General features: G+C 62.7%; 19 protein-coding genes. 10 read left to right on the top strand and 9 right to left on the bottom strand.

Translation table 11 applies throughout. The annotated features are described in order from the left end of the window. The first annotated feature begins 10 nt into the window (after positions 1–10). Genes KRR38_RS30965 through KRR38_RS30950 form a run of 4 tightly spaced genes read left to right on the top strand, consistent with a single transcriptional unit; the run spans position 11 to position 2520 of the window. A complete protein-coding gene (locus KRR38_RS30965; RefSeq protein WP_254515791.1) occupies positions 11–448 on the top strand; it encodes a group III truncated hemoglobin in 438 nt (145 codons plus the stop codon). A gap of 41 nt (positions 449–489) precedes the next feature. Beyond that, positions 490–765, top strand: a complete 276-nt coding sequence (locus KRR38_RS30960; RefSeq protein WP_375293484.1) for a DUF1971 domain-containing protein — start codon at positions 490–492, stop codon at positions 763–765. A 44-nt stretch (positions 766–809) separates the two neighbouring features. Beyond that, positions 810–2021: an NO-inducible flavohemoprotein gene (gene hmpA, locus KRR38_RS30955; protein ID WP_217407675.1), complete on the top strand. Its 1212-nt coding sequence runs from the start codon at positions 810–812 to the stop codon at positions 2019–2021. Positions 2022–2055: 34 nt separating this feature from the next. Next, complete coding sequence (locus KRR38_RS30950) at positions 2056–2520, top strand: hypothetical protein (protein WP_217407674.1); 465 nt, start codon at positions 2056–2058, stop codon at positions 2518–2520. A gap of 427 nt (positions 2521–2947) precedes the next feature. Here the strand turns inward: KRR38_RS30950 and KRR38_RS30945 are convergent, their stop codons facing one another. Further along, positions 2948–3196 carry a DUF308 domain-containing protein gene (locus KRR38_RS30945; protein ID WP_217407673.1) on the bottom strand — a complete coding sequence of 83 codons (249 nt, stop codon included), beginning with the start codon at positions 3194–3196 and terminating at the stop codon, positions 2948–2950. A 462-nt stretch (positions 3197–3658) separates the two neighbouring features. On the opposite strand from KRR38_RS30945, the gene KRR38_RS30940 reads away from it, so the two are divergent. After that, positions 3659–4915 carry an NRAMP family divalent metal transporter gene (locus KRR38_RS30940; RefSeq protein WP_254515790.1) on the top strand — a complete coding sequence of 419 codons (1257 nt, stop codon included), beginning with the start codon at positions 3659–3661 and terminating at the stop codon, positions 4913–4915. A gap of 229 nt (positions 4916–5144) precedes the next feature. Here the strand turns inward: KRR38_RS30940 and KRR38_RS30935 are convergent, their stop codons facing one another. After that, positions 5145–5561 carry a hypothetical protein gene (locus KRR38_RS30935; protein WP_217407672.1) on the bottom strand — a complete coding sequence of 139 codons (417 nt, stop codon included), beginning with the start codon at positions 5559–5561 and terminating at the stop codon, positions 5145–5147. A 59-nt stretch (positions 5562–5620) separates the two neighbouring features. Here KRR38_RS30935 and KRR38_RS30930 point away from each other — a divergent pair, with 59 nt between their 5' ends. Then, positions 5621–6664, top strand: coding sequence for a lysylphosphatidylglycerol synthase transmembrane domain-containing protein (locus tag KRR38_RS30930; protein ID WP_256449644.1), 1044 nt, complete (start codon positions 5621–5623; stop codon positions 6662–6664). Positions 6665–6787: 123 nt separating this feature from the next. Here KRR38_RS30930 and KRR38_RS30925 read toward each other — a convergent pair whose 3' ends face one another. Further along, on the bottom strand, positions 6788–6940 hold the full coding sequence (locus tag KRR38_RS30925; RefSeq protein ID WP_217407670.1) for a hypothetical protein: 153 nt from the start codon (positions 6938–6940) through the stop codon (positions 6788–6790). A 247-nt stretch (positions 6941–7187) separates the two neighbouring features. On the opposite strand from KRR38_RS30925, the gene KRR38_RS30920 reads away from it, so the two are divergent. Continuing rightward, on the top strand, positions 7188–7373 hold the full coding sequence (locus tag KRR38_RS30920; RefSeq protein WP_217407669.1) for an AlpA family transcriptional regulator: 186 nt from the start codon (positions 7188–7190) through the stop codon (positions 7371–7373). Positions 7374–8146: 773 nt separating this feature from the next. Here KRR38_RS30920 and KRR38_RS36675 read toward each other — a convergent pair. Beyond that, on the bottom strand, positions 8147–8296 hold the full coding sequence (locus KRR38_RS36675) for a hypothetical protein (protein ID WP_254515789.1): 150 nt from the start codon (positions 8294–8296) through the stop codon (positions 8147–8149). Between KRR38_RS36675 and KRR38_RS36670 the strand changes: the two genes are divergently transcribed. Then, positions 8295–8726, top strand: coding sequence for a sterol desaturase family protein (locus KRR38_RS36670; RefSeq protein WP_254515788.1), 432 nt, complete (start codon positions 8295–8297; stop codon positions 8724–8726). The two genes, KRR38_RS36675 and KRR38_RS36670, sit on opposite strands and share 2 nt — an antisense overlap. 444 nt (positions 8727–9170) lie before the next feature. Beyond that, positions 9171–9584 (top strand): group II truncated hemoglobin, encoded by a 414-nt coding sequence (locus tag KRR38_RS30910; protein WP_217407668.1) that lies wholly within the window; start codon positions 9171–9173, stop codon positions 9582–9584. Positions 9585–9628: 44 nt separating this feature from the next. Here KRR38_RS30910 and pdxH read toward each other — a convergent pair whose 3' ends face one another. The 5 genes from pdxH to KRR38_RS30885 all read right to left on the bottom strand — a co-directional run bounded on the left by pdxH (position 9629) and on the right by KRR38_RS30885 (position 15906). After that, positions 9629–10237, bottom strand: coding sequence for a pyridoxamine 5'-phosphate oxidase (gene pdxH / locus KRR38_RS30905; RefSeq protein WP_217407667.1), 609 nt, complete (start codon positions 10235–10237; stop codon positions 9629–9631). Beyond that, positions 10234–11676 carry an aromatic ring-hydroxylating dioxygenase subunit alpha gene (locus KRR38_RS30900; protein WP_254515787.1) on the bottom strand — a complete coding sequence of 481 codons (1443 nt, stop codon included), beginning with the start codon at positions 11674–11676 and terminating at the stop codon, positions 10234–10236. Before KRR38_RS30900 ends, pdxH begins: the two co-directional genes overlap by 4 nt. 30 nt (positions 11677–11706) lie before the next feature. Beyond that, complete coding sequence (locus KRR38_RS30895) at positions 11707–12555, bottom strand: TauD/TfdA family dioxygenase (protein ID WP_217407666.1); 849 nt, start codon at positions 12553–12555, stop codon at positions 11707–11709. An 88-nt stretch (positions 12556–12643) separates the two neighbouring features. Then, positions 12644–14050 carry an SRPBCC family protein gene (locus KRR38_RS30890; protein ID WP_217407665.1) on the bottom strand — a complete coding sequence of 469 codons (1407 nt, stop codon included), beginning with the start codon at positions 14048–14050 and terminating at the stop codon, positions 12644–12646. A gap of 11 nt (positions 14051–14061) precedes the next feature. Further along, complete coding sequence (locus KRR38_RS30885) at positions 14062–15906, bottom strand: NAD(P)/FAD-dependent oxidoreductase (protein WP_217407664.1); 1845 nt, start codon at positions 15904–15906, stop codon at positions 14062–14064. Between the two features lie 429 nt (positions 15907–16335). Between KRR38_RS30885 and KRR38_RS30880 the strand changes: the two genes are divergently transcribed. Continuing rightward, on the top strand, positions 16336–17658 hold the full coding sequence (locus tag KRR38_RS30880) for an amidohydrolase family protein (RefSeq protein WP_254515786.1): 1323 nt from the start codon (positions 16336–16338) through the stop codon (positions 17656–17658). Positions 17659–17690 lie beyond the last annotated feature (32 nt).

Below are 17690 nucleotides of genomic sequence, written 5' to 3'. Positions count from 1 at the left end.
CGCTCTATTGATGCATCATAGATGCATGATTGGAGTGCGAGTCGTGGACGCGATCGATGGGATCGACGAAGAAGGGTTGGAGCAGTTGGTAGACTGCTTCTACGCCCGTGTCCGTGCCGATGGGAAACTAGGCCCTATCTTCAACGATGCGATCGCCGACTGGCCTGAGCATCTTGAAAAGCTCGCGGCATTCTGGTCGTCGGTCATGCTCACGAGCGGACGCTATAAAGGGCAGCCGGTGCCCGCGCACCGCAAGCACTCCGAGCGCATCACACCAGAACTATTCGATCGGTGGCTTGGTCTGTGGCAAGCCACCACCAACGAAATGATGTCTGCGCCGGCTGCTGCGGCGCTTCAGGCAAAGGCGGCGCGCATCGCCGAAAGCCTGCAGCTTGCCCTCTTTTTCAAGCTCCCCGCCGCGGACGACCCAGCGCAGGTCGTAGCGTAACTACCTGAGCATCGTTTCGAGACAGATACCATTCGTGAGGAATGACCATGGCTGAGCCCTACCGCTCGACCCCGATCTTCGACCAAGATTCCTTGCCCGCCGCGCTGCGGGACAACCATCAGACCAAAGAAGGTGTCTGGGGCCTTATCAGAGTCTTGGAGGGAGAACTGAACCTGACCTACGTGCAGCCTCACTCGGAGAAAATGCTTTCACCCGGCAATCCCGGCGTGGTCGGACCGCAGCAGACGCATTTTGTCACGCCGATCGGACCGATGCGTATGCAGGTCGATTTTTACAACGAACCACCGCTGCCCTGAGAAACTCTCGGCAGCTTCAACCTCGTACAATCAGGAGTATTTTGATGGCGCAAACATTGAGCGGCCAGACCATTGAGATCGTCAAGGCCACGGTGCCTGCGCTCGAGGCACATGGCCTTGAGATCGTGCATGAAATGTATTCGCGCATGTTTCAAAACGCGGAGATCCGTGATCTCTTCAATCAATCCCACCACGGCGACTCCGGTTCGCAGCCGCGTGCTCTGACCGGCGCGATCCTCGCTTATGCGAGTAACATCGACAACCTCGGTGCGCTTGCACCTGCCGTCGAGAGGATTGCGCAGAAGCATGTCGGGTTGCAGATTCTGCCCGAGCATTATCCGCATGTGGCCGACGCTCTCCTTGGCGCGATCAAGGCGGTTCTGGGCGAGCTCGCGACCGATGACATCCTCGCTGCCTGGGGCGAGGCGTACTGGTTCCTAGCGAACATCCTGATCGCCCGCGAAGGGCATATCTATCACAATCTTGCGACAGCGGACGGTGGCTGGACCGGCTGGCGAGATTTCATCGTCGAGAAGGTCCAGCACGAGAGCGAGATCATCAGTTCGTTTACACTGCGACCCAAGGATGGCGGCCCTGTCATCCGCCACAAACCCGGTCAATATCTCACCTTCTGGCTGGAGATCCCCGGTCATCCGCCGGTTAAGCGGAACTATTCGATCTCGGATGCGCCCAACGGGAGCACGTACCGGATCTCGGTGAAACGCGAGGCACAGGGCCTGGCTTCGGGCTGGCTCCATGACCAGGCCGTCGAAGGCACGCTGCTCAAGGTCGGCCCGCCAGCCGGCGAATTCGTCCTGGCAGCTCAACCGCAGCGCCCTGTCGTCCTACTATCGGGCGGCGTCGGGCTAACGCCCATGGTCGCGATGCTCGAAGAGATAGCGGCCAACCATCCAGACGTTCCGGTGCACTTTGCCCATGGTACCCTTGACGGTTCTACCCATGCGATGGGCGCGCATATCCGAACTCTCACCGAAAAGCACCATAATGGGCACACAACGATCTTCTATCAGACGCCCCGCTCGCAGGACGTCTCGGGCCGCGATTACGATGTCGCGGGACTGATCGATGCCGATTGGCTGATCGCCAATACGCCCACCGATGATGCGGACTATTTCCTGTGTGGCCCCCGCCCGTTCCTGCGCGCCTTGGTGGCCGCGCTTTCGCTAAACGGCGTCGCCAGCGATCGCATCCACTACGAGTTCTTCGGCCCGGCCGACGAACTGCTGGCAGCGTAAACGGGCGTCAGTCTGCTTCTGGGAGAAGGTGGTGATGGACGACTTCACGCTGGCGCGGATGCTGCATATCCTCGCTATTGTCGTCTGGATTGGGGGTGTCGCGTTCGTCACCACCGTTCTCATGCCCGCGATCAGACGGCATAATCCCCCGAATGCAAGACTAAGCGCTTTCCATCGCTTCGAGGCTGGGTTTGCCTGGCAAGCTCGGCTGTGGGTAGGTCTCGCCGGCCTATCCGGCCTTTGGATGATCCTGCGTGGCGATCTCTGGAACAGGTTTGCTGACGTCCACTTCTGGTGGATGCACGCGATGGTCGCCCTTTGGGTCATATTCGCGGCCATGCTCTACCTGATCGAACCGCTGTTTCTGCATCGGCGGATGGAGCAATCGTCATCGCCGGGTCGTGATTTTGCTCGCATGGAACGGATGCACCGGGTCCTCCTGCTAGCCTCGGTCATTACCATTTTGGGCGCAATGGCGGGCTCCCACGGTTTGCTGTAGCTGGATTTACCCTTCGATCGACAAGGGCGCTTTGCGGTAGGGTCATAGTCCTGCGGCGGGCAAGGCCGGTCAACCGGACGACTTTATCGCCCACCTCCCGTTCGCGGAACGGCTTTTCGAGGATACGATCGAAACCCTAAGCCAGCGCACATCGACGAGGTCGGCGAAGAGATGCGCCGTAATGAGGATCGCCGGGCCCGGCCAGCCGCGTTCCCAGAATTGTGACAACACCGTGAACCCATCGGTGGTGGCGAGCCTGTAATCCGTGATGAATCACCAGGCCTCAAGCACAAGGAGATCACCCGGAAGTGAGCCGCCCTCTCCCAGGACATCGAACCCACCGGCGCAAAGGAGCAACTGTTACGATCGGCGAACCGCTGCGTCGACCTCGACCGCCCTGCACCCTGGTGCGTAGAGTGTTCGGGCTCTATGGCCTGATCCTTGTGCAGAGTTGGTGAAGGTTTTTGGCTGAAACCCGCGCATGAATGAGCTGGAGCGTGGCGGAGACGAACATCATGACGCCGAGGAAATAGGCGGCGCCGACGGTCGCGAGAAACAGTTTTGCCGAGGCGATGATGCCGAAGATCCAGAGCGCCGCGCCAAGGCCCAGGAACCATTTCCAGGGTGAATGGACCGCTACGACCCTACCTTCGTTGCTCCCGACTGCTCGCGTCATAGTCAATTCCTCGATTGATGGTCCTTCGGCTTAGCAGCTCGCCCCCGGTGCCCCATTTCACGGATCGTGCCTTGGCGGCGGCCGTATGAAGCGCGGGCGCGGCCTTTCATGTGGCCGGCACTTTAGCGGTCTCCATCGACCGCTTGCTCTAAGGATTGTTACGGATGGCTGCGAAACGCGGCTGTGCCATTTGTCGGCCCTGGGCGAGGTTCCGGGTCTTTCCGAGGACTCCCGCGACGACACGCCCTGCAATCGCAATTTCTCGGCCCAGAGAGCGCTCGACTTATGCCGTCTGAAGAAAACTGCGCGCGGTCTTTCTCGCTCGATATCGAGGATCTAGGCGACATAACCGCAAAGCTCGCGAATAGTCGGGCCTCGATTGAAACAAAGCGGTCCATGTCGCAAGCTTCCACGCCCCCGTTCCCCGAGCCCGACACACCCGCACCAAGCGGGACAAAGAGCATGCGGGGATTTCTGCGCGCTCTGGGCCCAGGTCTCGTGACCGGCGCTGCCGACGACGATCCCAGCGGCATCGGCACCTACAGCCAGGTTGGCGCGGAATTCGGATATGGGCTGTCCTGGACCATCGTCCTCAGCTTTCCGCTCATGGTGGCGATCCAGCTGATCGCTGCCGAGATCGGGCGGGTCACGGGTGCGGGCATCTCCCGAAACTTGCGGCGCCACTATCCTCGGCCGGTTCTCTGGAGCGTCGTCGTCCTCCTACTGATCGCCAATGTGATCAACCTCGGTGCCGATCTCAGCGCCATGGGCGCGGCTCTTGCATTACTGGTCGGGGGCGACGGCCCGCTCTTTACCTTGTTGTTCGGGATTCTCTGTATCGTGCTCGAGGTGGTCCTGAGCTACCCCCGCTACGCCGCCGCATTGAAGTGGACGACACTTTCGCTCTTCACCTATGTCGCAGTCGTCGCGGTGGCAGGAGTGCCCTGGGCTCATGCTTTGCGGTCGCTGGTCGTGCCGGAGCTGCAGTTCAACATAGCCTATGCGACCGCCCTAGTTGCCGTTCTGGGGACCACAATCAGCCCCTACCTCTTTTTCTGGCAGGCCGGACAAGAAGTTGAGGAAGAGCGTCGACATCATGCCAAGCCGTTGTGTTTGACGCCTCGCAGCGCAGGCCCGGAACTGAGACGCATCCGCCTCGATACGCTGACCGGCATGGCCTTCAGCAACATCATCTCGCTCGCGATCATTTTTGCCACGGCCGCAACTCTCAATGTCAATGGCGTCCATAAGATTCAAACGTCTTCGCAGGCGGCGGAAGCCTTGCGTCCAATCGCCGGCCATTTCGCCTTTGCCATGTTTGCGCTGGGTATCATCGGCACCGGACTCCTGGCAGTGCCCGTGCTTGCAGGGTCTGCCGCCTATGCCGTCACCGAGATGGCGGGGGTTGCAGGCAGCCTCGATGCGAAACCCTTTTCCGCCCGGCTGTTCTACGGTACCATAGCCGCGACGACCCTCGCGGGTGCCTCACTCACCGCCCTTGGCATCGATCCCGCGCGGGCGCTTTACTGGGCGGCTATCGTGAATGGCGTTCTCGCAGGCCCGCTCATGGTCGTCATGATGCTCATCGTGCGCAATCCACGGGCCATGGGCCGACTTGTCATTTCGCGGCGCCAGGCGGCGTTTGGGTGGGCTGCTACGCTTGTAATGATCGCGGCATCACTCGTCTTCCTGGGGTTCCTGCTGAGCGGCGCGGTCTGAGCTAGCGAACACCGCGGGCCGACCGGCTGATCCTATTGTGATTGATCCGCCCGGTTCGCGTTGCAAACCTTTTGAGGCCATCGGCGGCGGCCAGATAGGTCCCGACCAGAACCGCGATGAAGGCCAGGAGCCCAGCCTCCGGGAGAAAATGGCAAGGAAGAAGCAACGGCCAGTGCCGTCAGCGCCGTCATGACCAGAACCTTATCGGGACGGGCAAGCCATGCCGGCTTTACCGAGCGAATGACAAATACCAAGCGCCGAGGAACGCCATTCCGACGAAACCGAGAGCTGCGGCATTAAGGGCGGCTTCGACGCCGCGGTCCGATATTCCAAGGAAAAGGAGGGCGAGCGGTACGAGCACGACCAGCCGGCCGAGCCAGGTGAGAGTGCCACCGGCCAGCAAAGCGCTCTGAAGGGTCAAGCTGCGCTGCGTGACGATTGCGAAAATCATCGAGATTGCAACGCACAGCGCCATCTCGAGGAAGACGCCGCGCAGGAAGCCTCTTTCGCCAAGATCCCGGGACGGCGGCGCGATCGTATCGATGCCGATGATTTCCGGTCTCATCATCATTGCTCCTCGAACAGAGTCTTCAGCGAGAAGAGCAAAGGGAGCGATCAAACCGAATTCGGTAAGATACGTAGCCAATCGGCGGCTGCGCGCCGTTAGTCTGCTACACGACGATGCTTCGCGAGAGTGCATTTGGCATGGCACGAAAAAGCAGACCGCAGGAAGCCGCGCTCACGGGATGGCGCGCCTGGTTCTTCGGACTCCTGTTGCTCGCCGCGCTCTTCGGCGCCGTCGCGCATTGGGGCGAGATCCAGCGATTCGCCGCTCTTGCACGCCACACCCGACCTGGTTGGCTCGCGCTGGCGCTCGGCTTCCAACTATCCACCTACCTCTGTGTCGCCAACGGCTGGCGGGCAGTTCTCGAGCGCGCGGGCACGCCTCGCGGGCTTGGTCCGCTCATGCGGATCGCGGTGACGAAGCTCTTCGCCGACCAGGTGCTTCCCACGGCGGGCATCGGCGGAAACGTCCTGCTCGTAGATCAACTACGCCGGATCGGCGTGTCATCGAGCACTTCGGTCGCGGCGCTGCTGCTCTCCATGGTCGGCTTCTACGCAGCTTATGGGCTTTTCGCGGTCGCGATGCTCGTCCTGCTGTGGCTTCACGACCAGGCGACGCCTCTGATGGCGGGCCTCGTGACGATATTCCTCGTGATTGCGCTCGGCATCCCGGGACTGGCGCTCTGGCTGCGTCATCGCGGCAGCCGACCGCTTCCCCGCCGTCTCGAGCGTATCGGCTTCATGCGGTCGCTGCTCGAGGCCGTCGGAGAGGCGCCCTCCCGGCTGCTGCGCGACCGGGTCCTGATCGCACGCGTCACCGGCTGGAACGCCCTCATCTTCCTCGCGGATGCCGGGACCTTCTTCGCATGCCTTCACGGCCTGGGTCAGGACGCGTCCTTCGCGACCGCCTTCATCGCGCTCATCATGGCCTCGATGATGGTCACCCTGGGCCCGATTCCGCTTGGGCTCGGCAGTTTCGAGACCACGGCAACGGCAACTCTGCGGCTTCTGGGCGTGCCATTCGAGGCCGCCGTCACGGCCACTCTCCTCTTGCGGCTGCTGACACTTTGGCTTCCCCTGCTTCCCGGTCTGGTGCTGATGCGCAAGGCCGTCAAAAAGCGCACGCACTCCTCGCGCCGTCCCAGCCATGCCGGCAAGCATTCAAACGGAGCCATCGATTCCTAAAGTCCGGAAAAGGTGACGGCACGCGCACTCCCTCGCGGCGATTGAACGGCCTCAGGCCCCACCGGAACTCGGACATCCTTTCCGCCGGCCAGGTGTTCGCCGAACGGGCGCTGAAGCGCCGCTTCAAGCCGCCAGAAGCCCGGATACGTCCAGTGTCGCCGCGAGGAGGCGATCGTTATGGATCAGTCCAAAGGGTCCGGGCACGGCATCGGTCGCGGTCAGCGCCGACAGGCCGCCTCCGAGCAGTCGCTCGGTCGCGCAGGTCTTCGGGTGCATCGGCCTCGTTTCGCAGGACCGTCAGGACGTCGCGCGCCTCGAGGACCGGCCCCACGCCGCGTGACATCGTCGTTCTCCTTTCGGCGACTGGAATATGCAGCCCCGCAATGAGATTGCATTGATCTAGGTCAAGGAGCGGTCATTGGATTGCCCTCGGCTATCGACTTGGCCGACGGCAGGGTCCCTCCCCTTTCGATGCCCCATTAGACCTGTTCCTCGGCGCGGCGCCTGAAGTAAAGGGTTAGATATGGACCTCTTCCCGGACGAACTGATCACGCTGCCGGCCGTGTCTGCGCTGACCGGGCTCTGCCGCCACCGCCTATCACTTCTCATTCGTCTCAATCTCTTCCCGTGGCCCGCCAGCGCTTCGAACCGGCGCTGGAACAAGCAGGAAGTGCTCGAGTGGGTGCGGCTGCAGAGCGAAAACAGCTAGCGGACCGACTGCTCGAACGGCCGGTAAGCCATTCGGCATCGGACAATTACCTAAAGCATGGAGCCCCGGTCCTGTGCTTGCCATCAAGTGCGCGGATAGCGCCGCTTTGGGACCAGGAGGCTGATGTGGACGAAGCACTTCGCAACAAGATCCTTCAACTGTTGAATTGAAATCGTAGGCGGCCTGGAAACCCTGGCGACAGGTCCGCGCCAGAGTTGACCTACTCGGACATGGCAGGCGGGTCGCCGGATCGCTCCATTAAGCCCGCTCCCGCGACGCGCCGATCCAGGCATCAACCGATCGCCGGCCCCAGAGTGCCGGACGCCGAAGACCGGGAAGCCGGTGGCAAGCCCCCTCGACTTCGCGGAGCCGATCCTGTGCGTCCGCGAACCGTTGCTCGCGCCCCGCCTCGCCCCGTCTCGCGCCTAGTAGGGGCGCCGAGACTTTGCGCTCCGTCAATGTTTGCAGTGCCCAGGCGGCATAAGTTCGATCCGAACGCCGGCAGGCCGATGCGCCCCGCCGGCTCCGAGACAACTCAGAGGATCCACAGGACGATGAATGGAACGAGCGCTACCACCCTGCTGGCAGGCTATCGCTGGGATTTGTCGCTGATCGCCGCAGCCGGGATCCTGGTTGCGAGCCTCATCGGCAAGCAGATCGTCTTGCTCTCTCCCACCTTGCGCGAAGCCTACGCGCTCAACCAGGCGACATTTGCCGCCAAGATGGGACGACCGACCTATGCCGCGAACCAGAAGCGCAATCGCCGTTGGGGCCTATTCTATTGGCTCGCGATCTTCGGCCTGATCCTGCCCTTCTGCCTGACCGCGGCGCCGCAGCCGTGGTGGAAGGTGGTGACGGATGTGGTCGTCATCCTGATGTTCTACGACTTCTTCTACTACCTCGTGCACCGCTTCCTGTTTCATGACGGCGGTTTCCTCGGCGGCCCGCTCATGTGGGTTCACGCGGTACACCACCGGCAGCACAATCCCTGCCGGGGGGGATTCGAGCTATATCCATCCGCTCGAGGTCGCGCTTGGCCTCGGCCTCTACGTCGCGAGCATCTTCGTGCTCTCGCGGATCATGGGCAATTTCCACGTCGTCACGATCGTGATCACCTGGATCGCCTTCTCGCAGATCAACCTGCACAATCACGACCTGTGGACGGCGGACCGCTTCCCCTTCCGCTACCTCGCGACCATGTCGAAAATGCACCACAATCACCATGCCCGCTTCACGGGCGGCAACTACGCGACGATCTCGCTGCTTTACGACTGGATGTTTGGCACGCTCGACTACGGACAAGGCTTCAAGCGCAAGACCGCGCGGAATTCCTCGCCGAGACAGGCCTCGTGATTGCGGCCCGTGCGCACCTCGGAGCTGCCGCGCTGCTCCTCGCCGCACCGGCCGCGCTGCTGTCGTTCGGCGCACAGGCGCAGCCGGCACCTTCCGACAGCGACAAGGAGATCGTCGTCGAAGCGCCCCGCTCGGTGCCGCCTGCCGAGGCGGCCGAGAGAAGCGAGCATACGAGTGCGCAGTTCATAACCACGACGGTTAGGATCGGCGCTCTCTACGGCGATCTCGACTTGTCCCGCCCGGACCATGCGATGCGCCTCAGTACCCGATCGAACGCGTCGCGCTGGCTGCCTGCCGTCAGCTCGACCGGCTCCTGCCGCTCGACCCCGATCCCGATTGTCTATCAAGCGCGGTCGCGAACGCCCGGCCTACCATGGAAGCCGCGATCGCCTCGGCCGCGCGCTGATTGCCAGGCACGTTTCTCAAACCCAAAGGCCCGACGACATGCAAACGAGCACTCAAGCGACCGCCCAGCCCCGCACTGCCTACGACCTCGTCGGCGGCCGCAGCGTGGTTCGAGATTTCGTCGACCGCTTCTACGACCTGATGGCTGCCGATCCTGCCTATGCCGAACTGCGAGCGCTTCACGCACCGGACCTTGCACCCATGCGCGCGTCGCTCACTGACTTCCTCTCGGCCTGGCTCGGCGGCCCGCGCGACTGGTTCGACGAACGCCCCGGCGTCTGCATGATGTCCGCCCATCGCGGCGTCGCGATGAGCGAAGCCGCCGCGCGGCAATGGGCCGAGGCGATGACGCGAGCGGTGACGGAACGTGTTCCGGACAAAGGCCTGGCAGACAAACTCGCTGAGGCGCTGTCGTCCATGGCGCTCGGAATGGCGGGTGTAGAGGCAGCCTAGCTGCCGGGCGGCCGAGACCGGTGAAGACGCAGAGGCCGTCCACCTCAGGGGAACAATAGCGTGCTCGTCCAAAAGCCGGCGCTGCGGGAAAAGCGGCGCCGTTCGTGCAGCCGGTGCGGCCTGTCGAGCCAGAACTCCATGGCGAAAGGCACGATGCGATAGCCCGACCAGTAGGCGGGCCGCCGGACTGCCTGATGCGCGTGGCGGCGGCGCTCATCCTCGAAGCGCTCCAGGAGCACGGCCCTCGATTCGAGGGGGCTCGATTGGTCGGATGCCAGCGCGCCAAGCTGCGAGTCTATCGGTCGGCTGACGAAGTACGTGTCCGCCGTTTCTTTGTCGACGCCCACCACGATGCCTTCGATCCGGACTTGCCGCCGCAGCGACTTCCAATGGAAAAGCAAGGCCGCCTTGGCGTTGTCCTCTAGTTCCCGGCCCTTCCGGCTCGCGCTGTTCGTGTAGAAGACGAAACCGTTAGGGCCGTGCCCCTTGAGCAGAACGGTGCGGACGGACGGCGTCCCGTCGAGCGCGGCCGTTGCCAGAGCCATGGCATTGCTGTCGCTAGGCTCGCTGGCGCGCGCTTCCTCGAGCCACGTTCCAAACAGGTCGATGGGGTCGCCTTGCGAGATGAGAATGTCGGCGAGACCCGCTGTCACGACGATCCGCACTCGAGTCCCAGGTCGAGGATCGGACCATCGAAATTGCCACCGAGCATTCGGTTCGCCGCGGCGAGCCTGGCTCCCGGCTCACCCGCGATGTAGGCGTCGATGAGTCGCTGGTAGTTGCTGATCAGGCCTTCGCGTTCCCGCGACAGGCGCAGGACATCGAGCCCCTCCGAATGCAGGCCTTTCTGCTGGATCGGGATGTTCGAATAGTCCTGCCGCGGGATCATCGGGAAATCGCGGCTGTCGAACGGCAACATCGTCGGCTCGCGCAGCGGCTCTGGCTCTTCGCCCTCGGGATAATGGGTCAGCGACCATATCTCGAAAAGGCAGGTCTCGGGTCCCAAGGGCCGGACGCGGTAGCTCGACATAGAGGTGAAGTAGGTCAGCAGGAAATAGTGCGGGAACAGGAATTCGACCGCCTCGACCGGGTGTTCCTGCATGACCTGCACAAGGTCGGGCACGTCTTCGCCGCGCTCGCGCAGTTTCTCGGTGATGGCCTGGCAGACGAGACCGTACCACGCCATCATCCCCGTTTGCGGATCTTTGGGAAGTTCTGCTTCCGCGAGGCTTCGGGCGATTTCGACCTCCTTGCCGTGGACGAGCCCGGCCATGCCTTCGCTGAGCAATTCCATCGAATCGAGCGCTTCGCAGACATTCTGCCGAACCGTGAGGTTGGGGTTGAGCAAGGACCCAAGCCCCCCGGTTTCGTTACCGTAGCGTGCGTTGTAGAGGCTGGGCTGCGCGTGCTGAAGCTGCGGATGGGTCTTCATCACATGATAGCCTTCCATGAAGGCTTCCATCGCGACTTTCCAGTTGGCCGGCAGGACGGTTGCGAACCACCATTCGGAGCGAAGCTTGCTCATGCCGTGAGCCTCGAGCCGATCTAGCACGGGCCCGAGGCTCTCGCGCAGCGAGGGCGCCTCGGCATCATGGTTGATGAAGGCGCAGCCGCCCCAGGTCTCGACGCGAACCGGGCGCAGCGCGAGTTCGTCCTTCTGGAGCAGTTCCTCGTCGAATAAATGACGGCCGTAGACGAAGGTGCATTCGCCTTCCATGTTCCAGCGCCAGCCATGAAACGGACAGATGAACCCGCTCTTGGCACAGTTGCCATGCGCGCTGGCGCCCTCGGCGTTGCCCTCCCCGCCGGCAATCGGCACGCCGCGGTGCCGGCAATGGTTCTGGTGCGCCTTCACCCCGTCCTTAGTGCGCACGACGATCACCGACTTGCCGACGTTCGAATACTCGATCCAATCGCCGACATTGGGGATCTGTTCCAGCCGGCAAGCCATCTGCCAGGCCTTCGGCCATAGCCGCTCGCATTCGAGACGGTAGAATTCTTCGTCATAGTAGCGTGCGGCGGGGATCAGCGCGGGGTTCTCGATCCTGAGCGCGTTGCCCGGGCGCAGGTCGGTGAGATCCATTTCGGCCATCGAGGCACCTCTTGGTTTGACGTTGGAAGGTCAGGCGAAAGCCTCTTCGCCCTGGAGGATCGTGCGGTGCAGCAGCCGGCCGCAATCGGGATCGTAGGGCATCGCGCGGTGCAGCGTGCCGGTGTTGTCCCACATCACGGAATCGCCGACCTGCCACTTGTGCGCATAGTGGTAGGGCTCCGACGTCGCGATCTCGCGCAGGCCATGCAGGATGCGCGCGCTTTCCTCGGGCTCGAGCCCGACGACATATTGCGCGGTGTTGCCCAGGACCAGCGACTTGCGGCCCGACTTGTGCTTCCACACCAGCGGCAGTTCGCGCTTGCCCTGCCCGCGGCTCTGCCAGTTCGAGAGCTGGGCCAGCGTCGGCTCGGGCGTGTGATAGAGCTGCGAGGCCCACATCGTGTGAACGACGCGAAGGCCGTCGATCCGCGCCTTGGTCTCTTCGGGGAGATCGTCGTAGGCGGCATAGCAGTTGGCGAATTCGGTATTCCCGCCCCAGCTCGGAAGCACCTTGCTGGTCAGGATCGAGCCGCGCACCGGCACGTCGTTCATCGTCCCGTCGATATGCCAGAACAGGGAGCCCTTGAGGTATTCGACGACCTCCTGGTTGACGCTGCGATCGAGCGAGATGGGGAAGACCGCCTGCCCGCGAAAACCGATCTCGGTGGCATTCCCGCCCAAGGCGTTGGTGAAAGCGACCTGTTCATCGTCGGTGAAATGGAGCTGCTTGAAGACCAGGACGCCGCGCTGTTCGAGCAGTTCATTGATCTCGCCCGTCAAGGCGCCGCTCAGCAGCTCCTCCTTGGTATTGAGGATGCGGCTGCCGATCTTCGGTTTGATCTCTTCGGCGCGAAGCCGGGTAAGCGTGGTCGTGGCCATCTGGCGCTCTCCTGTGATTGGGTGCGAATGTGGACCCGCCCGACGCGCGCCGCTTTGATCTGACGCAATTACCGGCGGGGTTGGACAATCAGTCGAGTGGGCGCGGCGAGCCGGTGCCCATGTATTTCGCAAGGCCCCGATGAAGGTTGGTCACCTTGCGCTCCTGCCACGGGTTCGGAAGGTTGCCGCGGAAGCCGCGCGACTTGTAGCCGCGGTGGACCTCGACCATGTTCGAGATGTCCTGCGAGATGACGTAAGGCCATTTGTCGAGGTCCTGCTCGACGTAGATCCATTCGGTTTCGGGCTCCTCGCCTTCGGCAAACCGGTCGAGCGCGACCGCCTCGAAAATGCACTTGTCGGGGTCGGTGCCGAAGGGCCGCACCCGGTAGGCCAGAGCAAAAGTCGGGCCCGGAATGAAATTGACGTTGGGGAAGATCGAAAGCGCGAGGCCCGCGGCGGCGACCTGCGCGTCTGTCAGGTCGGGCCATTTTACACCGCGCGCGGCGTCCTCGGCCACGGCCATTTCCATCCAGCGCCTGTGGACCTCGGCCGCCGGCGTTCCTTCGGGCAGTTCCACCGGCAGGCGCTGGGCGGTGCGCACCAGCGTCTCGCTGGTGCTGGCGCCAATCGTTTCCCAGTACTCGGCCTGCATCTGCGCGATCGTCGTGCGCGGATCGCCATCGCCAGCCGCGCGGTGGACCGAGGTCTCGACCGCGGTGCCGCTATCCCTGTGCGTCTTCGAATCGAAGCCCGTCTGGCCGTGCAGGCCGAAGGCCTTGCTGAACGAATAAAAGTCCCCGTACTTGATCAGTTGCGGGTGCGTGCCCTGGACGTGATAGGGTTCGAGGAAGGCCTCGAGCGCGACCTTCCAATTGCAGTCGAAAATGCCCCAGTAGCGGAAGCGGTAGCGCATATTCTCGAATTCGAAGGGATCGATCAGCGAGGCCACGGGCTCGAGCCATTCGCGCAGCGGCCCGGCGCCGAGGTCCATGTTGATCCAGATCCAGCCGCCCCAGCAGTCGACCTGTACTGGCGCCAGGCTGGTGCGGACGCTGTCGAGCGCGCCGTTCCAGTCCACGCGGTCGGGAATGTAGGTTGCCTCGCCGTCGAGATCGAAAGTCCAGGCATGGTAGTTGCAGCCGAATTTCAGCCGGTTGCCGCGCGCGCTGTGCGTGCCCGTGTCCTGCGCGATCGTCTTGGGACCGCCGCCGGTGTTGTTGCCCACGAGCCGCCGGCCGCGATGCGGGCAGACGTTGTGGAACGCCTTGAGCGTTTCGGGAGTGTCGCGCACGATCAGGATCGAGTCGTGGCAGATGTTGTAGGTGATGTAATCACCGACGACCTTCAGCTCTTCTACGCGCCCGGCCTGCTGCCAGACCTTCGACCACAGCCGTTGGGGCTCCGCCTCGGCATAGTCACGGCTGATGAATGCCTCGGAGGGGTAGGTCAGCGCTTCCGACAGGTCCTCGGAGACGATCTTCTCGGGCTTGTTCATGGCCGCTTCCCTCAGACCGCGACGGCTTCGCGGGTCAGCGCGAGGCCGTCCAGCGTTCCGGCATCGCGCCAGCGCTGCAGCATGTCCTCGAACGCATAGTAGCCCTCGCCCCAGGGCTCGCCGAAGATGGAGCGCTTCTTCTGCTGGTCGCCTTCATTGTTGAAATAGGAAGGCGTGCACTCGGTCTGGAACACGGAGTTGTCGACCGCGACCGAGCGCAGGTGCCGGATATAGGCGTCCTGCGCTTCCTGCGTGGGCTCCACCGTCTCCGCCCCGCGCCTCAGCGCCTCGCTTGCGACGTAGCCAATATGAAAACCCTGATCGATGAAGGTCTTGGAATTGGACGCATTGGTTCCGGCCTGGGTGAAGCCGGTGAAGAACATGTTGGGAAAGCCGTGCGCCATCATGCCCTGGAAAGTCCGATAGCCCTCGCGCCAATAGTCGTAGATCGATAGGCCATCGCGGCCTTCGATCGTGTCGATGCCCCAGCGCCGGTCGAGGTCGTTGGTCACCTCGTAGCCCGAGGCCATGATCAGGCAGTCGATCTCGTATTCGTCGCCGTTGTGTACGAAGCCCTTCTCGGTCAGACGCTCGAGCCCCCTCGTCTCGGCCACGTCGATCAGCGTCACGTTCGGTTGGTTGAACGCGGGATAGTAATTGTCATTCGAGGCCGGCCGCTTGCAGAGGTAGCGGTAATAGGGTTTGAGCGCTTCGGCCGTCACCGGATCCTCGACCACGTCGCAGCGGCGGCGCAGCCGCTCCATAAGCCGGTAGTCCATGATCTCGCGGCGCGCGGCATATTCCTCGGGCGCGACATCGGGCCAGCCCTCGGCTTCGAGCTGCGCCGCGCAGTTGCGGCTGATCTCGGTCCAGATGTCCTGCACCATGTCGGGCTCGCCCGGGGACAGCCGCTCCATCGCCGCGTGGTGGAAATTCCTGATGCGCTCCTGCTGCCAGCCCGGCTTCAGGCCGGCGAACCATTCGCGATCGATCGCCCGGTTGTCGCGTGCATCGATCGTCGAGGGGGTGCGCTGGATGACATAGGTCTGGCCGGCGTACTTTGCGAGATAGGGGACGACCTGGATCGCCGTGGCGCCCGTGCCGATGATCGCCACTTTCTTGTCGCCGAGCTTGTCGAGAATGGGCTCGCGCCAGGCGCCGCCGGTATAATCATAGTCCCAGCGGGCCGTGTGGAACACCTTCCCTTTGAATTGATCGAGGCCGGGGATGCCGGGCAGCTTCGGCTTGTTCAAAGGCCCCATAGCCAACACGACGAAGCGCGCTTTAATATCGTCGCCCCGGTTCGTGCCGACGTGCCAGCGGTTGATGGCAGCGTCCCATTTCAGCGTCTTGATCAGCGTGTGGAACAGCGCGTTTTCACGCAAGCCGAAGGTGTCGGCGATGATCTGGCAATGGTCGTGGATCTCGTAGCCGTCGGCGAACTTCTTCGAAGGCATGTAGCCCGTCTCTTCCAGCAGCGGCATGTAGACGAGGCTGTCGTTGTCGCACTGTATCCCCGGATAGCGGTTCCAGTACCAGGTGCCGCCGAAATTGCCGCCGTGGTCGATATTGTGGAACTTGGTGATCCCGGCCTTCTTGAGCTGCGCCGCGACCATCATGCCGCAATAGCCGGCGCCCAGGATGACGACGTCGGTTTCACCCGTGATGGGATCGCGCGGCGCGACCGGGGTGTAGGGATCGACTTCGTAGATTTCGCCCCACTTGCCGCTTGCAGCGACATACTGGTCGTTATGGTCGCGCTTCAGGCGCCGGTCGCGCTCGCGCCGGTATTTGGCGCGCATCGCGGGAATGTCGATTTCGCTGGCGGGAGGACAGTCGGACGGTTTGCAGATCATCTCGCGTGTTCCCTTAATCAACAGGTCTGTTGATTTGAGGTCTAGCACGCCCGGTCATGTTGGCTTTGATCGGGATCAAAAAACGGCGTTCACGGCCCGACTAAACAAAATCGTCGATGTTTGATCAGCGTCAATGTCGCTCGGTAATGCCTGGCTCACAACCCACTTACCAAGTGCAGATTTCCGAACCTCGACCCGTTTGCACTTGTTCTCCCGCCTCGAGCGGCCGGTTCCAGCAATCGGCCGCTCATTTTTTGGCCTTATGCATCTGTCCGTCGCAGCGGGTCGAACGCGGCAAGTGTTTCCCGTCCGCTCGGTCCCGGCATTGCAAGCGCGGCCGATGTTTGACCGAGATCAATGCAACATCGGCCGCCTCGGCCGAGCGTTCTCGTAACAGGCGCATGGCCTGACGGAGAACCCGCTATGCAAATGAACGATATGGTGGTGATCAGCACCGACGACCACATCTGCGAACCGCCGACGTTGTTCGACAACCAGCTTTCGGGCGACCTACTGGCTTCGGCCCCCAAGCTCAAGACCGACGCCCAGGGCAAGAACTTCTGGCAATACCAGGGCTATATTCGCCCCTCGGTCGGCCTCAACGCCGTCGTCGGCCGGCCATTCGAGGAATACGGTATGGAGCCGACCTCGCTCGACCAGCTCCGCGACGGCTGCTGGGACGTCCACAAGCGCATCGACGACATGGACGTGAACGGCATCGCCGCCTCGATGTGCTTCGGCAACTCGATCGGCTTCGACGGCCAGACCTTCCACAAGGCGGCCGACAAGGCGCTCGCGCTGCGGCACATGCAGGCCTACAACGACTGGCACTACGACGAATGGTGCATGGCCTATCCTGGACGCTTCATCCCGCTCGCCATCCTCCCGACCTGGGACGCGGCGGCGACCGTCGCCGAAATCCATCGCTGCGCGAAAAAGGGATTTCGCGTCGTCTCGATGAACGAGAACCCCACCGTCCAGGGCTTGCCGTCGATCCACAACGACTACTGGAACCCGGTGTTCAAGGCCTTGATGGACAACGACATGACGATCGCGCTTCACATCGGAAGCGGCAATCCCGCCCCGCACGCCTCGATGGAATCGCCGATCGAGGCCTGGATTAGCACGATGCCGATGTCCGTCGCCCAGGGCGTAGCCGACTGGCTCCAGCTCGAGGAACTGCACCAGTACCCCGACATGCGGATCATCGTCTCCGAAGGATCGATCGGCTGGGTGCCCTATCTGATGGAACGCGCCGACTTCTCGAACTGGCGCCACAAGGCCTGGACGCGATCGCGTTTCCAGAACGTCAAGCCCAGCGAACTGATGAAACGGCACTTCGCGCACTGCTTCCTGTGGGATCCCTATGGCCTCAAGAACTTGTCCGAGGTGGGCGAGGACAATGTCACCTACGAAGTCGACTATCCCCATTCCGACGCGCTCTGGCCCGATGCCGCCGAGCTTCTGTGGGTGCAGGTCAAGAATCTCACCAACGAACAGATCGACAAGGTCACGCACCTAAACGCCATCAAATGGCTGCGTCACGACGCGCTGTTCACGTACAACAAACGCGACGACATGACCGTCCGGGCCTGCCACGCGCGTGCGCTGGCCAAGAACGTCGACATCGCCCCGAAGAGCTCTGGCGGTTCGACCCCCACCACCGAGACACGCCCCGTGACCTCGGGCGATATCATGGAGATGTTCAAAGCCCATGCCGAGAAGCGGGCAAGGGAGGCCGAACCGGCCTGACGCCTCGCACATTTCTGGAGCAAAGCGCCGCC

This window comes from Novosphingobium sp. G106 (assembly GCF_019075875.1).
GTDB lineage: Bacteria > Pseudomonadota > Alphaproteobacteria > Sphingomonadales > Sphingomonadaceae > Novosphingobium.
The sequence above is the reverse complement of the archived record's forward strand: the minus strand, read 5'-3'. Positions and strand labels throughout refer to the sequence as shown.

Excerpts from the sequence above, each read along its gene's own strand:
- KRR38_RS30965 (WP_254515791.1), top strand. The coding sequence starts at position 11 with ATGCATCATAGATGCATGATTGGAGTGCGAGTCGTGGACGCGATCGAT.
- KRR38_RS30960 (WP_375293484.1), top strand. The coding sequence starts at position 490 with ATGACCATGGCTGAGCCCTACCGCTCGACCCCGATCTTCGACCAAGAT.
- hmpA (WP_217407675.1), top strand. The coding sequence starts at position 810 with ATGGCGCAAACATTGAGCGGCCAGACCATTGAGATCGTCAAGGCCACG.
- KRR38_RS30950 (WP_217407674.1), top strand. The coding sequence starts at position 2,056 with ATGGACGACTTCACGCTGGCGCGGATGCTGCATATCCTCGCTATTGTC.
- KRR38_RS30945 (WP_217407673.1), bottom strand. The coding sequence starts at position 3,196 with ATGACGCGAGCAGTCGGGAGCAACGAAGGTAGGGTCGTAGCGGTCCAT.
- KRR38_RS30940 (WP_254515790.1), top strand. The coding sequence starts at position 3,659 with ATGCGGGGATTTCTGCGCGCTCTGGGCCCAGGTCTCGTGACCGGCGCT.
- KRR38_RS30930 (WP_256449644.1), top strand. The coding sequence starts at position 5,621 with ATGGCACGAAAAAGCAGACCGCAGGAAGCCGCGCTCACGGGATGGCGC.
- KRR38_RS30925 (WP_217407670.1), bottom strand. The coding sequence starts at position 6,940 with ATGCACCCGAAGACCTGCGCGACCGAGCGACTGCTCGGAGGCGGCCTG.
- KRR38_RS30920 (WP_217407669.1), top strand. The coding sequence starts at position 7,188 with ATGGACCTCTTCCCGGACGAACTGATCACGCTGCCGGCCGTGTCTGCG.
- KRR38_RS36670 (WP_254515788.1), top strand. The coding sequence starts at position 8,295 with ATGACGGCGGTTTCCTCGGCGGCCCGCTCATGTGGGTTCACGCGGTAC.
- KRR38_RS36675 (WP_254515789.1), bottom strand. The coding sequence starts at position 8,296 with ATGAAACAGGAAGCGGTGCACGAGGTAGTAGAAGAAGTCGTAGAACAT.
- KRR38_RS30910 (WP_217407668.1), top strand. The coding sequence starts at position 9,171 with ATGCAAACGAGCACTCAAGCGACCGCCCAGCCCCGCACTGCCTACGAC.
- KRR38_RS30900 (WP_254515787.1), bottom strand. The coding sequence starts at position 11,676 with ATGGCCGAAATGGATCTCACCGACCTGCGCCCGGGCAACGCGCTCAGG.
- KRR38_RS30895 (WP_217407666.1), bottom strand. The coding sequence starts at position 12,555 with ATGGCCACGACCACGCTTACCCGGCTTCGCGCCGAAGAGATCAAACCG.
- KRR38_RS30890 (WP_217407665.1), bottom strand. The coding sequence starts at position 14,050 with ATGAACAAGCCCGAGAAGATCGTCTCCGAGGACCTGTCGGAAGCGCTG.
- KRR38_RS30885 (WP_217407664.1), bottom strand. The coding sequence starts at position 15,906 with ATGATCTGCAAACCGTCCGACTGTCCTCCCGCCAGCGAAATCGACATT.
- KRR38_RS30880 (WP_254515786.1), top strand. The coding sequence starts at position 16,336 with ATGAACGATATGGTGGTGATCAGCACCGACGACCACATCTGCGAACCG.